This is a genomic window from Fodinibius roseus (genome assembly GCF_900129315.1).
Lineage (GTDB): Bacteria > Bacteroidota > Rhodothermia > Balneolales > Balneolaceae > Fodinibius > Fodinibius roseus.
Map to the genome: position 1 here is coordinate 139586 of NZ_FQUS01000006.1, position 16348 is coordinate 155933.

Annotated in this window: 12 protein-coding genes; 5 read left to right on the plus strand and 7 right to left on the minus strand. The window is 50.1% G+C overall.

Annotated elements, in window-relative coordinates:
- The first annotated feature begins 73 nt into the window (after nucleotides 1-73).
- From BUB16_RS07255 to BUB16_RS07280, 5 genes are all read left to right on the plus strand, one after another.
- Entirely contained in the window at nucleotides 74-835 is a 762-nt protein-coding gene (locus BUB16_RS07255) for a YebC/PmpR family DNA-binding transcriptional regulator (RefSeq protein WP_073061527.1), read from the plus strand.
- Nucleotides 836-894: 59 nt separating this feature from the next.
- On the plus strand, nucleotides 895-1671 hold the full coding sequence (locus BUB16_RS21065) for a tetratricopeptide repeat protein (protein WP_084088105.1): 777 nt from the start codon (nucleotides 895-897) through the stop codon (nucleotides 1669-1671).
- Nucleotides 1655-3439, plus strand: a complete 1785-nt coding sequence (locus tag BUB16_RS07270; protein ID WP_073061530.1) for a BatD family protein — start codon at nucleotides 1655-1657, stop codon at nucleotides 3437-3439. Before BUB16_RS21065 ends, BUB16_RS07270 begins: the two co-directional genes overlap by 17 nt.
- 2 nt (nucleotides 3440-3441) lie before the next feature.
- The gene (locus BUB16_RS07275) at nucleotides 3442-4224 is read left to right on the plus strand and encodes a hypothetical protein (RefSeq protein ID WP_170864314.1); all 783 of its coding nucleotides are present in this window, start codon (nucleotides 3442-3444) and stop codon (nucleotides 4222-4224) included.
- Between the two features lie 389 nt (nucleotides 4225-4613).
- Entirely contained in the window at nucleotides 4614-5984 is a 1371-nt protein-coding gene (locus tag BUB16_RS07280; protein ID WP_170864315.1) for a dipeptidase, read from the plus strand.
- 223 nt (nucleotides 5985-6207) lie between these two features.
- On the opposite strand, the gene BUB16_RS07290 is transcribed toward BUB16_RS07280, so the two are convergent.
- The 7 genes from BUB16_RS07290 to sucB form a co-directional block, all read right to left on the minus strand.
- Nucleotides 6208-7608 carry a Gfo/Idh/MocA family protein gene (locus tag BUB16_RS07290; RefSeq protein WP_073061539.1) on the minus strand — a complete coding sequence of 467 codons (1401 nt, stop codon included), beginning with the start codon at nucleotides 7606-7608 and terminating at the stop codon, nucleotides 6208-6210.
- Between the two features lie 425 nt (nucleotides 7609-8033).
- Nucleotides 8034-9533: a TolC family protein gene (locus BUB16_RS07295; protein WP_073061542.1), complete on the minus strand. Its 1500-nt coding sequence runs from the start codon at nucleotides 9531-9533 to the stop codon at nucleotides 8034-8036.
- The gene (locus tag BUB16_RS07300; protein WP_073061544.1) at nucleotides 9526-10887 is read right to left on the minus strand and encodes an ABC transporter permease; all 1362 of its coding nucleotides are present in this window, start codon (nucleotides 10885-10887) and stop codon (nucleotides 9526-9528) included. The genes BUB16_RS07295 and BUB16_RS07300 overlap by 8 nt, the downstream gene beginning before the upstream one ends.
- A 49-nt stretch (nucleotides 10888-10936) precedes the next feature.
- Complete coding sequence (locus BUB16_RS07305; RefSeq protein WP_073061546.1) at nucleotides 10937-12343, minus strand: efflux RND transporter periplasmic adaptor subunit; 1407 nt, start codon at nucleotides 12341-12343, stop codon at nucleotides 10937-10939.
- Nucleotides 12344-13057: 714 nt separating this feature from the next.
- A complete protein-coding gene (gene panD, locus BUB16_RS07310; RefSeq protein WP_073061549.1) occupies nucleotides 13058-13483 on the minus strand; it encodes an aspartate 1-decarboxylase in 426 nt (141 codons plus the stop codon).
- Between the two features lie 8 nt (nucleotides 13484-13491).
- Complete coding sequence (gene panC / locus BUB16_RS07315; protein WP_073061778.1) at nucleotides 13492-14340, minus strand: pantoate--beta-alanine ligase; 849 nt, start codon at nucleotides 14338-14340, stop codon at nucleotides 13492-13494.
- Nucleotides 14341-14427: 87 nt separating this feature from the next.
- The gene (gene sucB, locus BUB16_RS07320) at nucleotides 14428-16245 is read right to left on the minus strand and encodes a 2-oxoglutarate dehydrogenase, E2 component, dihydrolipoamide succinyltransferase (RefSeq protein WP_073061551.1); all 1818 of its coding nucleotides are present in this window, start codon (nucleotides 16243-16245) and stop codon (nucleotides 14428-14430) included.
- Nucleotides 16246-16348 lie beyond the last annotated feature (103 nt).

Consider the following 16348-nt stretch of genomic DNA (forward strand, 5'->3'; position numbering starts at 1 on the left):
ACTTTTAGAAGATTGCACAAAACGTGGATCCATTTTCACCTTTGTCATACTATTTCAACAAGCATGTAACCTTATGGCAGGACATTCCAAGTGGTCTAATATAAAGCATAAAAAGGCCAAAGAAGACAAAAAAAGAGCGAAAATATTCAATAAGCACCTTCGCGAAATATCGGTAGCTGCCCGCGAAGGCGGCGGCGACCCCGAGATGAATCCCCGGCTCGATACGGCCATAAATAACGCAAAGAGCGATAATGTACCCAAAGATAATATTGAACGAGCCATTAAAAAGGGTACGGGCGAACTTGACGAGGGGGATGGTCGTTATGAAGATGCCACCTACGAAGGCTACGGCCCGGGGGGCATTGCTTACTTTATTGAAGTGACCACGAATAACTATAACCGCACCGTTGGGGATATTCGCCATATTTTTACCTCCCACGGGGGTAATCTCGGCACGGACGGCTCGGTCGGCTACCTGTTTGAGCAGAAGGGCATGATCGGTATTGCCCCGGGAGAGCACGATGAGGAGGAGTTTATGCTAAATGCCATTGATGCCGGTGCTGAAGAAATAGACACAGACGGCGACTTTTTCAACGTCACTACGGCACGCGATACGATGTATGAGGTCAGAGACGAACTGGAAGAGGGGGGATATGATATCGAATCTGCCGAGCTTATTCGAATCCCCATGACGGAAGTCAAGGCTGATACGGAGGTAGCGGAATCAAACTTTAAGCTGATGAATAAGTTTGAGGACAACGACGACGTATCCAATGTTTTTACGAATATGAAAATGGATGATGAAACGTTAGCTATTGCTGAACAAATGGATTAGGCCCGGTACCGGGTGAGGAATCTGTTATATTATTTAATAAACATCCATACAAAAATCCTATGATGAGAATTATTCTTGTAACCGTGGCGGCTTTTCTTTTGATGGGTCTTGCCCCCGAAGAGGCCCGCAAGGCAAATGAAGCCTATGATAACGGCGAGTATGAGAAAGCTGTTGCTCTTTTCAAAAAAGCGATTGATGCTGAACCCGACAATCCGAAATTGTTTTACAATCTCGCAAGTGCCCAGGCCAAGGCGGGCAACAGCGAAGAAGCGATCCGTACGTTTGAACAATTCAAGAATATGACGAATGACGCCGAGCGGCGTGCCATGGCTAATTATGATATCGGCAATATCCTGGCGGAAGCGAAAAAATGGGATCAGGCACTGGAGTATTACAAGCGGTCACTGCGCTACATGGCCGGTGACGAAGATGCCAAACACAACTATGAATTAGCCCGGAGAAAGAAACAAGAACAGCAGGAACAAGACGGGAATCAAAATAAAGACCAACAGAATCAGCAGAATCAAAATCAACAGGATCAGGATCAGCAGCAACAGCAGAATCAAAATCAAGACCAGCAGAACCAGCAGAACCAGCAGAACCAGCAGAACCAAAATCAAAACCAGGATCAGGATCAGCAAAACCAGCAAAATCAAGAGAACCGACAGGATCAAAATCAACAGGACCAGCGGCAACAGCCCCGGCAAAGTAACATCAGTCAGGCCGAGGCTGAAAAAATCCTGAGAGCGCTGGAGCAAAAGGAAAAAGACCTGCTCCAGGAATTCAAAAAACAAAAAATGAAGTCCAGCAAGAATACGAATGAAAAAGATTGGTAGCTTCTTTTGTGCAATTTGTTCTGCCGTAGCGCTAATCGGACTATTTCCTCCTCATGCGTTGGCACAGCCTGAGGTCTCCGTAGAGGCTACGGTTTCGGAAACAACGATTTATACCGGAGAGCGTATTCAGCTTTCCATTCGAATAAGTGGAGACTTCAACAATGTTTCCCGTCCCTCTTTGCCCAACTTTCAGGATGGGTTTCGTCTTCTCAGTAATACCCCGTCTACTTCACGAAGCTACCGGTATGTCAACGGGCAAAGCAGCACCTCCTATACCTATAGCTACCAGCTGATCGCCCAGCGGGAGGGCGATCATCGGATTCCCCCCATTTCCGTCACGATCGATGGCGAAGAGTTTACTACCGACCCTATTGAGGTATCCATTATTAACCGCAATGAATCGGCGAAGTCCCAAGACGAACAACAGCCTGATATGTTTGTACAGCTGGAAGTTTCGGATAATCAACCGGTTACCGGACAGCAGATCATTTCGGACGTCGTCTTGTATTTTCAGGATGGACTGGAAGTCAACTCATACCAGCCGGTGCCGGGCTGGAAAGCAGAAGGCTTCTGGAAAGAGGAGCTTAACAACAGGGAGCGCCCCCAGGCAAATACGACCATCATCAACGGTGTTCGCTACCGCAAGGCACGCCTTCTGCAGTTTGCGCTTTTTCCGACAAAAAGCGGCACCCTGAAAGTAAGTCCCTACAAGATCATCGTTTCGGTCCGCTCTACAAGCAGGTCTCGTGATGACCCGTTCAGCAGCTTTTTTGGCGGCATGGGCCGCAACCAGCAGCAAATAGAACTGGAAAGTGACCCAGTAACACTGGATGTTCAATCGCTGCCCTCTCCTGAGGACGACACTTATTTTGGTGCAGTCGGTTCCTATAATATCAGCCGGGAAATAAGTACGAATAAGGCGACAGAGGGAGAATCTATTGAAATTACGACCCGGGTTAGCGGGACCGGCAACATACCGCTGATTTCAAAACCCGAATATGAGCTGCCCGAGGGACTCGAGGTCTATGAACCGCAGGAGGCTTCGGAGCTGAACAGAGGCAATCGCCGTATCAGCGGCACCAAAACATTTACGGATGTGGTCATCGCCCGCTCCGCCGGTGAATACACGGTACCTGAAAAAGAAGTGGCCTATTTCGATCCGGAACGGGATGCATACATCACCCAAACCTTGCCCGCGCTGCATTTTACCGTACGGCCGAACCCCGAGAACATAGTCCAACAAGATCCCCGCGGATCATTGCCTGTAAGTCCCGTTACAGGTCTCGCAAGCTGGACAACCCTTGAAGAGGCCCCCCTGGTATCATACTGGTGGTTCTGGGCCGGCTTGTTCGTTCCGCTGTGTTTGCTGGCGATTGCTTACTGGCAAAAGAGCTACTTCGACCGGATGACCAATGATCGTGCCTTTGCCCGATCCCAAAAAGCCTCGGGTACCGCTGCCGACCGGCTCAACCAGGCCGTGGACCTTTCTGAGCAGGGACATATCAAACAAGCCTATAACATGTTGCAAAAAGCGATCACCGGCTTTATCGGCGACCGGTTGAATCTTCCCGAAGCCGGTCTTTCCAACGAGGATTACCTCCAGGCCTTAAAACAGAATGATATCGATGCCGAACTCGTTAAAAATATCCGCATGCTGCTGGATAAATGCGCTTCTATCAGCTACGCTCCGGAGGCTACCCATGAATATCTGAAATCACACGTTGGTTTAGCTCAAAGCACCCTCGAGAAATTGAAAAAAGTATTATAACTGTGGAACGATCATTGCTACAACGGATATTGCTATTGATTTTTCTTTGTGGAGCTATCCCTGTGTCGGGCGATGCTCAACAGCGTCCACAGGCCCTGTTTGACGAAGCCAACAAGTTGCTGAGCTCCGGTCAGAATATGGAGGCCGTCCAGCGGTACCAACAGCTTGAAAATCAGCAAAACCTGTCCGGTGCGCTTTTTCTGAACCTCGGGATTGCCTACCAGCGGGTAGATTCTCTCGGAAAGGCCAAATATTATTATCTAAAATCGTCTCAATTTGAAGAAACAGCAACCAGAGCCGAACAGATGCTGGATTATATTAACAAACAATTCAGCCATCAGTCAGCCATCCTTCCGAAGCTGCCCTGGGATGTTGCGACCCACTGGCTGCAAGACAATATAGGTGCACGGACCTTGCTGGGAGCCGGACTCATCCTGTTTAATATGGGGATTCTTTTTTTTATAGCCCGCTGGTTTATACGAGGGCTCCCACGGGCGGTAAAGACCATAAGCTTTACAATCGTCGGACTTGCTGTCGCCATTATGGCCACTGCCTTTTATACACAGTATGTAAGCAACCGCTACAGTGTTGCGGTCATGGTGACCGAAGATGCTCCGGTGGCTGAAACCCCCCGGGAAGATGCTTCGCTGGTCAGCCAGGCTTTTGAGGGCTATACCTTTACTGTTGATCACAAACGCAGCAATGCACAACCTGAATGGAGCTATGTTCGCATGAGCAACGGCCTGTACGGGTGGATACCTACGAAAGAGATCATGATACTCTAACCCGTAGTTCTCCCGAGTAAGCCACGCAATAGCGCTAAGCCTCGTGGCAGCCATGGGTGTTCGTTATTTTAAAACATGAACTGGTCATAATATCCTTATTGCGCGACAACCCGGAGTATAATGGGTCCTGGCACTGCCTGAACCTCGAACGCGAACGATAGATAGAGTTATGAAGAAGATGATGATGCAGCTTCATTATTAAACATACTATGAGAGGCCTTTGAAAAACCAGAAATTTTGTTCAAGGTCAAGGCCAGAGGGAGGTTGGAATCGCAGCATATTGCCCATATGTGAGAATTTCAACCGACCGATAACACCGACATTGGGGAAAAGACCGGTTTTGCAAAGCCCTCTATCAAATAAGCCCTTGTAAATCAGCCTTTATTTTTATGTCTACGATAACCGATTATATTGACGCCAACAAAGAAACCTTCAGGGAAGAGCTCTTTGCGTTCTTACGCATTCCGAGCATCAGTACCAGCTCCGAACATAAAAACGATATCTGTGACGCTGCCCGGTTTCTTTTGGACAAACTGGAGTCGCTGAATATGGACCGGACCGAGCTCTTTGAAACGGACGGCAATCCCATCGTTTACGGAGAATTAACGACGGATCCAGCCCATCCGACGGTTCTGGTCTACGGCCATTACGATGTACAGCCCCCCGACCCGCTGGAGCTTTGGAAAACGGCCCCTTTTGAACCCACCGTGCGCGACGGCAATATCTACGCACGGGGGGCCAGCGACGACAAGGGACAGTCATTTACGCACCTCAAAGCCGTGGAGTCTTATCTGGCTTCCGGGGAATCGTTCCCCGTCAATATTAAATTTATTTTTGAAGGGGAAGAGGAAATCGGCTCTCCCCACCTGGTGCCGTTTATCGAAGCCCACGAAGAACTGCTTGCCTGCGATATGGTCCTTATCTCCGACACGGCGATGTTTGCCGAAGATACCCCCTCCATCACCTATGGCCTGCGCGGGCTGGCGTACATGGAAGTGGAAGTAGAAGGCCCCAACCGCGATCTGCATTCCGGGGTATACGGCGGGGCCGTTGAGAATCCCGCCAATGTGCTGGCCGGGATCATCGCCCGGCTGAAAGATAAGGACGGCATAATACAGATCCCGGGGTTCTATGATGACGTCAAGGATCTGACAGACGAAGAACGAGAGGCTTACCGGCAGCTTCCTTTTGACGAGTCGGCCTATAAAAAAACATTGGGAGTGGACGCTTTGCACGGGGAGAAAGGGTACTCTACCCTGGAACGGGCCACCGCTCGTCCCACCCTCGATGTCAACGGACTCTGGAGCGGATACCAGGGAGAAGGGGCCAAAACCGTATTACCCTCCAACGCCGGTGCCAAAATAAGCATGCGGCTGGTCCCGGATCAGGACCCCCAAAAAATCGCCCGGCTCTTTGCTGAACAGGTAGAATCCCTGGCCCCCGATACGGTCTCCGTAACGGTCACCGAACATCACGGGGGACAACCGGCGATAACGGATCTCTCCTTTTACGGGTTACAGGCCGCGGCAGACGCTTTTGAAGCGGTATACGGGCGTGAACCGCTCTTTACCCGCGAAGGCGGCTCCATTCCCATCGTCGCCGATTTTCAACAGCTCCTGGGGGCCCAATCCATCCTGATGGGCTTCGGGCTCAACAGCGACGCCATCCACTCGCCGAACGAGAAATTTGCGCTCAAGGATTTCTACCGTGGCATTCAAACCTCTGCCCGGTTTTTTGAGTTTTTACCGAAATACTCCTGAGGGATAACCTCTTAAGCCGGATTCTTACCCAGTAATTTGGCCCCGGATAAAGCAAAGGTGAACCAGGAAAAAATACGTCTAACTATAGATGCGTTAATTGCACCGGGCATCACTTCAATGCCCCCCGGTAAAACAACTATGCCCGATCCTTTGAATGGACCGGGCATTTTCACAATAATTGCAACAGCCGCTTTATCCCGGATCAATCTCCGGGAGGCCGGGGCTAACCGATTATTTCCCTCCAGCCGATGCGGAAATCATTTCGTTCATCTAGCCATTCATTGGCTTCCGGCAGATTTCTGACCCGCATATTGTCGGCATCCCACTGCAGCTTGGTATTGGCATCCTTGAAACGGATCGCCATGTTACCGACCAGCATGGTCTCGGTAAGAGCGGCCGCATATTCAAAATTCGAGGAAGTCGTTCCGTTGCCCTTGGCTGCATTCACCCATTCTTCATGGATGCCCGGGGAACGTTCCATCGTCTTTTCCGGCTCACCGATATCGTTTATATCCGATTCGGGAATAAACCGCGCATTCTGTCCGTATACATCGGCCATCAGCTTCCCTTCCGAACCATGGAAGATCATTCCCCCGCCGCTGGCTCCCAGTGGCTTGCCGTCTTCCAGCTCCTCGGGGCGGGGCGGCAGTAATCCGCCGTCGTACCAGTTCAGTTTGACAGGGCCCCGGTCGCCCGTGGACGGGAAGGTATAGTGGACCGATGAACCGAGCGGAAAGGCCTCGTTGTTAAAAGGAGTGGAACTGGCATGTACCTGCTCCGGCATCCCCAGGTCGAGCGCCCAGTACGGCTGGTCCATGATATGGGCTCCCATATCTCCCAGCGCCCCCGCACCGAAGTCCCAGCGCCCGCGCCAGGCAAAAGGAGCGATCCCGGGATCATAGGGACGGTAGGGCGAGGGGCCCACCCAGAGATCCCAGTGCATCGTATAGGGAACGACCGGCATCTTGTCAGACTCCTGTACGTCGGCACCCTGCGGCCAGTAGCCCATGGGACGGTTGGTCCAGCAGTCAACTTCCGAGACTTCTCCGATGGCTCCCTGCCGGATATATTCTATAATCTTGTAGGTGCTTTCAAAAGCGTGACCCTGGTTGCCCATCTGAGTCGCAACGCCTGTCTCCTCGGCGACATCGGCCATCCGTCGTGCTTCGTAGATGGTCCGCGTCAAAGGCTTCTGTACAAAGGCATGCTTGCCCCGCTCCATGGCATAAATAGCAATGGCCGCGTGGGTATTATCCGGGGTGGCTACCATCACCGCATCAATTTCATCTTCCTTTTCCAGCATTTCCCGGAAATCGACGTAGCGCTTGGCCTTGGGATAGCTGTATAAGGTATCTGCCGCATAATCCTGGTCCACATCGCAGAGGGCATAAATATTTTCTCCCAGTTCTGCCAACGAATTCGTATTGCTTGCCCCCATGCCGCCTACCCCGATGCAGGCGATATTAAGCCGGTCGCTCGGGGCCTTATATCCTGGCCCACCCAATACATGACGGGGTACGACGAAAAAACCAGCAGCAGCTGTTGCCGAAGTGCTCAAAAAATTTTTCCTTGAGATCCCATTCGCTTCCGTTTCCCCTGTACTCTTTTTCTTATCCTTACTCATAAAGCCATTTTTTTGTTCAACAGTTTAAATTGAGTACCTAATTTAGAAAAATGTTACCGAATAGCAAACCACATCAGTGAATTTTACATACAGCTATAGGTATTGGTTATCGGTTAATAGTAATTTGGGTGCGGATTCGTCAGTCCTGGCTTTACCCTCATCATCTACACTTCCCGGCCCTATTACCTTTAATTATTGCTTTTGTTCACGACTTGTATTCCCAGTCGTCCACAAGAGATGATCAATACCAAAAAACACCTGAACGGAAGGATACCAGTAACTAAAAGAAAGCTTTAAAAACCCAGTTTTTTTCAATACCAATCCCTGAGTGATTTTAACACCACAGTATATAGTAGACTACAGGTGAGGGTGTTGAAATAGCGGAAATATAAAGGGTGGGCAACACAACGGTTTTGCAAAGGTCTCTAAAACTCGTACGTAATAGGCTGGTCGTTCTGGAAATCATAGAGGGTCAGGGCCCGGAGATTATACCAGCCCGTCCAAAACGTTCGCAGGGCTCGAATGTACGCCTGCCGGGCCGAATCTTTCTCTTCCTGGGCAATAAAAAGGTTGGTGATATCGATTTTTCCGATCAGATATCGATTTTGGGCCACCTCGTAGCGTCGCTGGGCAATCGTATCCGCCTGGGCGGCAATCAGGGCCTGCCCGCGCAGCTGCAAAAACTGGCTCACCGTATATTCCACCTCCTGGATAAATTGCCGGCGCTGAAAGTCAATACTGTTTGCTACCTCTTGCTGCTGGTTTCGTGCAGAATTAACCTGGGCGCGGCGTTTTCCCCAATTGAAAATCGGCACTTCAAATCCCACGGTCACAAACTGACGGTTTTGCGCATTATTATACAGATCCCCAAAATTTTCCGACGACTGGTTCAGGCCAAAATTGGCATTTAACGTGGCCGCAAAGCCGGCTTCGCTCCTGGCCTGCGCCAAATTCCGCTCGGCCTGGATTTCATTCAGCCGATAGCTAAGCGATTCACTGTTGTTTTCCATTGCCAGCTGTTTTGCTTTTGATACATCGACCGATATCTCCGGCAGCTCTTCCGGCTCTTCCAGGTCGAGCGTAACATCCGTGGGATAGCCCAGCAAAATTTTGAAGTCATTGAGCACCCGTTCATACTCGATGCGGGCCGTCGTCAGCGAAGATTCCGCATTTCGCAAAGCCAGTTCACTTTGCAGCAGATCATTCTCCGCGATACTTCCCACATTGTAGCGGCCCTGTGAAATTTGATAAATAGAGTCATTTCGGGCGACGTTAAATTCGGCATTCTCCCGGTTAATTTTAGCCAGGTATACATCAAAGAACTGTTGTGTTACCGTCTGGGCAATATCTTCCATCTCCTCCACAAACTGCTTTTGGGCAATTTCGTAACGCAGAGGCTCGGTTTTGTTTCTCCATTTTAAATTATTGAACTGGAAAAGAGGCTGACTCAATCCGACGACCAGCGGCGTACTTTGCCAAAGGTAAGTGTTTTCATTTCCGAAAATTCCCAGCCGTGTGAGTCCTGTGGAAAGAGAAAGGTTTCCACCGGTAGGTAAGATATTTTGATTGATGGACAATGATGCCGAGGCCTCCGACTGTGTGCGCGACGAAAAGGTAACTTGCCCGTTATCCAAAACATTGGAGAAAATAGACTTATTGTACCCCGGCGCATCGCCCGAGAGGGACAGGCTGGGCAACAGGTCGGCCTCAAACGACTCGTACTCCCATTTACTGGAAACCAGGGCATACCGCGCTGCATTGGCAATAGCGCTTTGATCCTGGGCAATGGTTATACACTCCTGGAGCGACAGCGTACCCACATCATTCGATTGCCGGCTCTGACCCTCGATCGTATGCGTTCCAAGGAAGAAAAAAATGAAGATTGTACAGATGAAAAGTCGATTGTTATATCTATATCTATTCATGTCTGAGTGCGTGTACGGGATCTTGTTCTGCGGCTCGTTGTGCGGGGAAGAAACCAAAGATCACCCCAATCGCCATTGCGACTCCGAATGAGATAAAAATGGAGCTCAGCGTAACAATGGTTGCAACGCCCGCTGTTAGCTCTATGATGTAACTAAAGGCAATACCCAACATAATACCTATGATCCCTCCGGAGATGCTGATGGCCAGCGCCTCTGTTAAAAACTGCAGCTGAATATCCCGCTCATGCGCTCCCACGGCGCGCCGTACGCCGATCTCCCGGTAGCGCTCTACCACCGAGGCCAGCATAATATTCATAATGCCGATGCCCCCCACGATGAGGGAAATGGATGCAATAGAGGAGAGAACAATATTGAAAATTTCCTGGGTCCGGCGCTCCTGCTGGAGCAGAAGCTCAGGGACAATCACCTCAAAATCAATAACCGTATTATGCCGGCGCTGCAGCATCTTGCGGGCAATTTCTGCGATCGGCACGCTGTACCGGGTATCGGTCACCTGTACGATCATTTTATCGATCTGGTGATAGTTATTGCCGCTGCCGGCCGATGAATTCCCATTATTATTACTGCTGCTGTTATTACTATTGCGTTCCGCAGCAGCCTGCTGAATCTCCCGTCCCGTCACCATCGCCCGGTTTTTATACCGCAAAAGCGCCGTCGTTACAGGGACATAAATGTCCAGATTGTAGTTTCGAATTCCCAGGTTCTGAATGTTTTCCGTGCTCATTTCCCGCTCTTTCAGCACTCCTGTGACGGTCAGCCAGGTATTCCCCGCCTTAATTTTTTGTCCCACGGGGTCTTCACCCGCAAAAAAACGGGTCTTCACGTCCGAACCGATCACACAAACCGGATCTGCATTCGTAAGCTGAACATCCTTGAATATATTGCCCTCGGCAATTTCAAAGTTATTGATCCCGAAATAATGATCATTTACGCCTACGAGCTTTCCCGATCGCAATCGGCCGCCCCGGATGAAGGAAGTCTCATAAATTATTTCAGGGCTCACATTCTCAACCTGAGGAATCTGTTCTTTGATACTTTCCATGTCTGCGAGCGTCAGACCGGGGGAATACTTTTGCTGTTTTTCTGCCAGGGAAGAAGCATTGGATACCTCCCCCTCAACCTGTTGAATCACCGGTTCAATAATCACATTATTCGTGCCCAGCAGCTTCATCTGGCTTAAAACCTCCTCCTGGGCGCCCCGGCCTATGGCAAGCATGGCAATGACGGAGGCAACGCCAAAAATAATACCGAGCGAGGTCAGAAAGGACCGCATGGCATTCTGCCGGATCGCGTCGAGAGCAATATCAAGGTTATATAAAATAATTTGAAGCAACGTTATTTCACTCTGTACTTAGTTGGCATGCTTGTGAAAATCTTCCTGTTTACTGAGAACTGCGTCCGGCGCTACTATCCGGTCCCGATTGCTCAATAGGTCGCTCCTCTGTTTCCGGGTTCTCCTCATCAGGCGTCAATTCCTTCGTATCTTCCAGCGGATCCGATTTCAATTCTTCCTCGTCGTACTGCTCCCGCACTTCCGCCGGCAGGTAGGTTTTTGGAATGCCCGACGTATCGGCCGGCGTGGATAAAAAGAGTTCATCATCAAGCGAAATACCTTCCCTGATCACCACATCATTGTCATTCATCAATCCGAGGACTACCTGTTGCATAGTCACATTCAACCCGTCTCTTTTGAACACGAAGTTCAGGGAATCAACCGTATGAATCGTCTCCAGGGGCACATATAGTACATCCTGCAGCTTGCTGACATTAATGGTGTTGCTGGTGGTCATAGCGGGACGCAAGGTTGTATCGGCTTCATTTATCTCTATGGTCACCCGGAACACCTTGGAATCGGAATTGGGGCGCTGCTCCCCGATATTGGCTACGCTGGTGACCCGGCCCGTCAACTGTTTTTCCGGCATGGCGTCAAGCCCTATATCCGCCCTTTGACCGGATCTTATATTCTGAATATCCACCTCATTGACATAGGTCTCAGAATTCATCACGCTAAAATCGGGGAGCTCGGCCACGACCGGGTCCCAGGCGCTGATGGAACTTCCCTCGGTAACTTTGGTCCCATCCCGGTTCCGTTTGTAGATGACCATTCCGTTTTCGGGAGCATAAATGGTAAACTTCTCCATCACCTCCCGGATGCGCTGCACTTCTCTTTGTTCCTGCTTTAAATCGGTTTCAATCTCCCGGAGGTTCACTTCGGCCTGGCGGACCTGCGTCTTGTAATTTTTGCGGGCCTGACTCAGTTCCCGCTGTGCTCGTTCATATTCGATCTGTACCTGTCGCTGCACCGCGGGCGATTCGTACTGCGATTGTTCTACCGCGATCTGGGCTTCTTCCACGGCATACTCCAGGTTGATCAGATTATCGCGGGCCTGAGAAAGATTAAGCGTGCTGTCGAGCTGGGCGCTTTCATATTGCGATTCGGCTTCTTCGAGTTCCAGTTGCGCATCCTGCAAATTACTGGAAATTTCCGAGCGGTCGAGCTCAGCGACAAAATCTCCCTTTTCAACCACCGTCCCTTCAGGAATCAGCCGCTGTATAGGTACACTATAAATCCGAAACTCCCGTATCCCCTCCGGTCCCCGTATGCTCGTGGAATTTTTAGCCTGCAATTCGCCTGTTGTCGTTACATTAACTTCGAACGTGCCCCGTTCAGGAGCCGTATAGATAGCCGGAGCTTCGCTGGATTCGCTTCCGAACGCAAACCAAAAGATAAATAACAGGGCTATTGCGCCACTCAAATAGAGATATTTTTTATTCTTTAAAAAAGCCATACTGTATTTTTTTGCCTTGTGATGTCATAAAAAAATTAGAGAACATACTCCTGAAAAGAATATCCCTACTAATACTGTATCAATTCTGAAGATCGTACCGCTCATTATAATTATTATCTAAATAGTACTTATCAACAATAATAATGATTCATCAAAAAAGAAAGCCAACGAGTAGTTATACGAAATCTAATTACAAAAGTTTTACTTTTTTTGACGGGTCCGTATTCTCTCTTTCGGAAAACGCACTGTTTACACACGGGTGCCACGCAGCGAAAAGAAAATTCTGTGGGTTAGCCCGGATTTTTTACCAAGAAATTTGTACTTCAGCAAGGCGAAGGAAAAATAGCAGCGGAAAGGTACTCCGCTGCGTCCGGCACGCTATTTTTATCTTCAACGCCGCTGACCGGCAACCTTCGCAGTATGTCACACGCTGTTATAATTTTTTGGCTTCAAAAATTGGTAGAAAGTTATCTGTATCATTTGGTTACCACAAAGTACCAACATCTTTGAGGAAGGCTCCGAAAAACCAGGAATTTTAGTCAATATCAACCCCTGAGCGAATTCAAAACGGCAGCATATAATGTATGTCTATGTGAGGTTGTTGAATGAGCGAACATGCAGAGATTAGCTAAAAGGACGGTTTTGCAAAGGGTTCCTGGGTCATCGGCTTAAGAGGGGAAAAGAATGAAAGGAGAGCCGGGGAGAACTCCATAACTATTCGTCGACAACCGTATTGTCAAGCATACCCGATTCCGGATCGTACTTCGTCGCATACTCCGTTTCGTCAACAATGGTCTTGGGATCGTTATGTTCATCCACAATAACCACTTTGGGCCTGAATTGTTCCGCTTCTTCGGGCGACATATCCGCATAAGCTATCACAATAATGCGGTCACCGACCTGCGTTCTCCGTGCTGCGGCCCCGTTCAGGCAACACACCCTCGAGCCGGCCTCTCCGGGAATGGTATAGGTTTCAAGGCGGGCGCCGTTGGTAATATTAACCACCTGCACCTTTTCATAGGGCAAAATGCCGGCCTCATCCAGCAATTCGGAATCAATCGTTATACTGCCCTCGTAATAAAGATCCGCTTCCGTGACCTTCATCTGATGCAGCTTTGACTTGAACATCGTAACTTTCATGATCGTGCTTATGTGTCAACTATAAGATTATCAATTAACCGTGTTTCTCCAAGATAAACGGCCCCGCCCAGAATATATTTGTTCCCGGGTGTGATCTCGCGTGACGGAGCCACTTGCCCAAAAGAGTACACCTCAAGATAATCAATTTCAAACCCTTTTGCTTCCAATTCCTTTTTCTGGTGATCCAGCAGTAAGCCGATATTTGTCGCCCCGTCCACAATCTGCTGCTTTAGATAGCGCAGGGAGCGATACAAGCCGGGGGCCCGTTTTCGCTGATCTTCACTCAAGTAGGCATTGCGGCTACTCAGCGCCAGCCCGTCGTTCGCCCGTTTAATGGGACCCATGACCAATTTCACGTCATGGTTAAACTCCGTGACCATCTGCTGCAGGATGCGAAATTGCTGGATGTCTTTCTGGCCGAAAACGGCAATATCCGGCTTCACAATATTGAATAACTTGTTGACGACCAGCAGGATGCCTTCAAAAAAACCGGGGCGCGACTTCCCGTCCATATGGTCATTCAGCTCATCCACCTCAATACGTAAAAACTGCTTTTCCGGATACATCACCTCGTTGGTCGGCACAAAGACCGCTCTAATCCCCTCTTCCTTGCAGAGCGCAAGGTCCTCTTCAAGGGGCCGGGGATACTCATCAAAATCTTCATCGGGACCAAATTGCTCGGGATTCACATAAATGGACACAATCACCTCATCCGCCTGCTGCTGCGCCAGGCGAAACAGCGACAGGTGTCCCTCGTGCAGAGCCCCCATCGTGGGGACGAATCCAACCGTTTTACCCTGTTTTTTGAGCTTACCTACTGCCTGACGGATGTCATCAATGTGCCGTATCGCTTCCATATATAATACGAGGAGATAAAAGCAGAATTTTATTGCAGGAAAACCCTGCAGGATCAAAATCATTCTTCATTTTCTTGCTGAATTGAGTTATACGGCCCGCCCCGGATCGAAGTCCTCCAGCAGTTGCTTTACGCGATTCAGGAACGCACCGCCGTGGGCGCCGTCAATAATGCGATGATCATAACTCATAGAAAGATACATCATATGCCGGATGGCAATAACATCCCCCTCCTCCGTCTCCCGGACCACGGGACGCTTTTCAATGGTCCCGGTCCCGATGATCGCTACCTGGGGCTGGTTGATGATCGGCGTTCCCATCAGGTTGCCCACACTGCCGTAGTTCGTCAGCGTGATGGTGCCGCCTACCAGGTCGTCCGGACTCAAGTCTTTATTCCGGGCCTTCACGGCAAGGTCATAGACCGCATTGGCCAGACCGACCAGGTTCTTCTCCTGGGCATGTTTTATGACCGGTACAATCAAGCCTCCTTTGCCCCCTTCACCCAGCGCAACAGCCAGACCGAAGTTGATATCCTTCTTCAGCAGAATTTGATCATTCTCGCTGTCTACCGAACTGTTAATCAGCGGAAATTCGCGTATCGCCTGGATGATTTTTTCAATAAAGAGCGGCGTGTAGGTCAGTTTTACCCCGGCGCGCTCCTTAAACTCTGCTTTGTGTTCTTCGCGCCAGCGGACCAGCTTCGTCACATCCACTTCCGAGAACGTGGTTACGTGAGCGGAGGTCTGCTTCGACCGGATCATATGCCTGGCAATGGTTTTGCGCATACGATCCATCTTGATCGTTTCAACATTTTGTGAGGGACGCTGTATATCCAGCTCGCCCGCCGAAATAGAACGTTGTTGTCCCTCTACAGGCGCCTGTTTCTGCCGGGCTTCAGTCTGGACCGGTTCCTTGTCACCTGCTTTTTCCGGCTCTTCGACCTCACCCGACTTCCGTTTTTCAAGGTAGTTCATGATATCCTCCTTGGAAACCCGTCCCCCTTGTCCCGATCCTTCGATCATCTCAAGTTCTTCCTGCGAAACACCTTCCTCTTTCGCTATAGAGCGTACCAGCGGGGAGTAGAAGCGCCCGTCGCTTCCGATACGCTGGGGCTCTGTTCCTTCCGGGGGCGCCTCATCTGCAGTACCCTCCTTTGCGGAAGCGGATGCCTGCGGAGCCGCTTCTTTCTCATCCGTCGTTTCCTTCTCCGAACCGGCTGCCGCAGCGGCCTTTCCGGTGGCAATGACAGCGATCGTTTGTCCCACTTCAATGGTGTCGCCTTCTTCAGCTAAAATTTCAACAAGTGTTCCGGCCTGGGGCGAAGGGACTTCCGTATCCACCTTGTCGGTCGCTATTTCGAGGAGGGCCTCATCTTCTTCCACGGGGTCCCCGACCTTTTTAGTCCACTCTATCACCGTTCCTTCCATCACGGATTCCCCCATCTGGGGCATCTGGACTTCAACCCGCTCGCCTTCTTCACCGGCCGTATCTTCTTTTTCACCTTCCTGCTGCTCTGCGCCCTCGCTTTCCTCCTCCTCAGCTTCCGGGGAAGAGTCTTCCACAGGCTCATCCTTATCCTCTTCTTCCGTCTCTTCGGCTTCCTGCTCTGCCCCTTCCTTATTCTCTTCCGCTCCATCGTCAGCAACAGCTGCCTCAGCCGCCTCGGCATCCGTCTCGATGACTGCAATTACCTGGCCCACTTCAATCGTCTCATCCTCTTCGGCTAAAATCTCAACGAGGATGCCGGCCTGGGGTGAAGGGACTTCCGTATCCACCTTGTCGGTCGCTATCTCGAGGAGCGTCTCATCTTCTTCCACGGAGTCCCCGACCTTTTTAGTCCACTCTATCACCGTTCCTTCCATCACGGATTCCCCCATCTGGGGCATTTCTACTTCCACTCGGGCCATCGTTAGTCAGATTAAATCGTTAAAAATTCAGAGAGAAATTCATATACAAAGAAACCACCTTCAGCGTTCATTCAGCAGCCCTCAAAGATCATAATAAATGCGA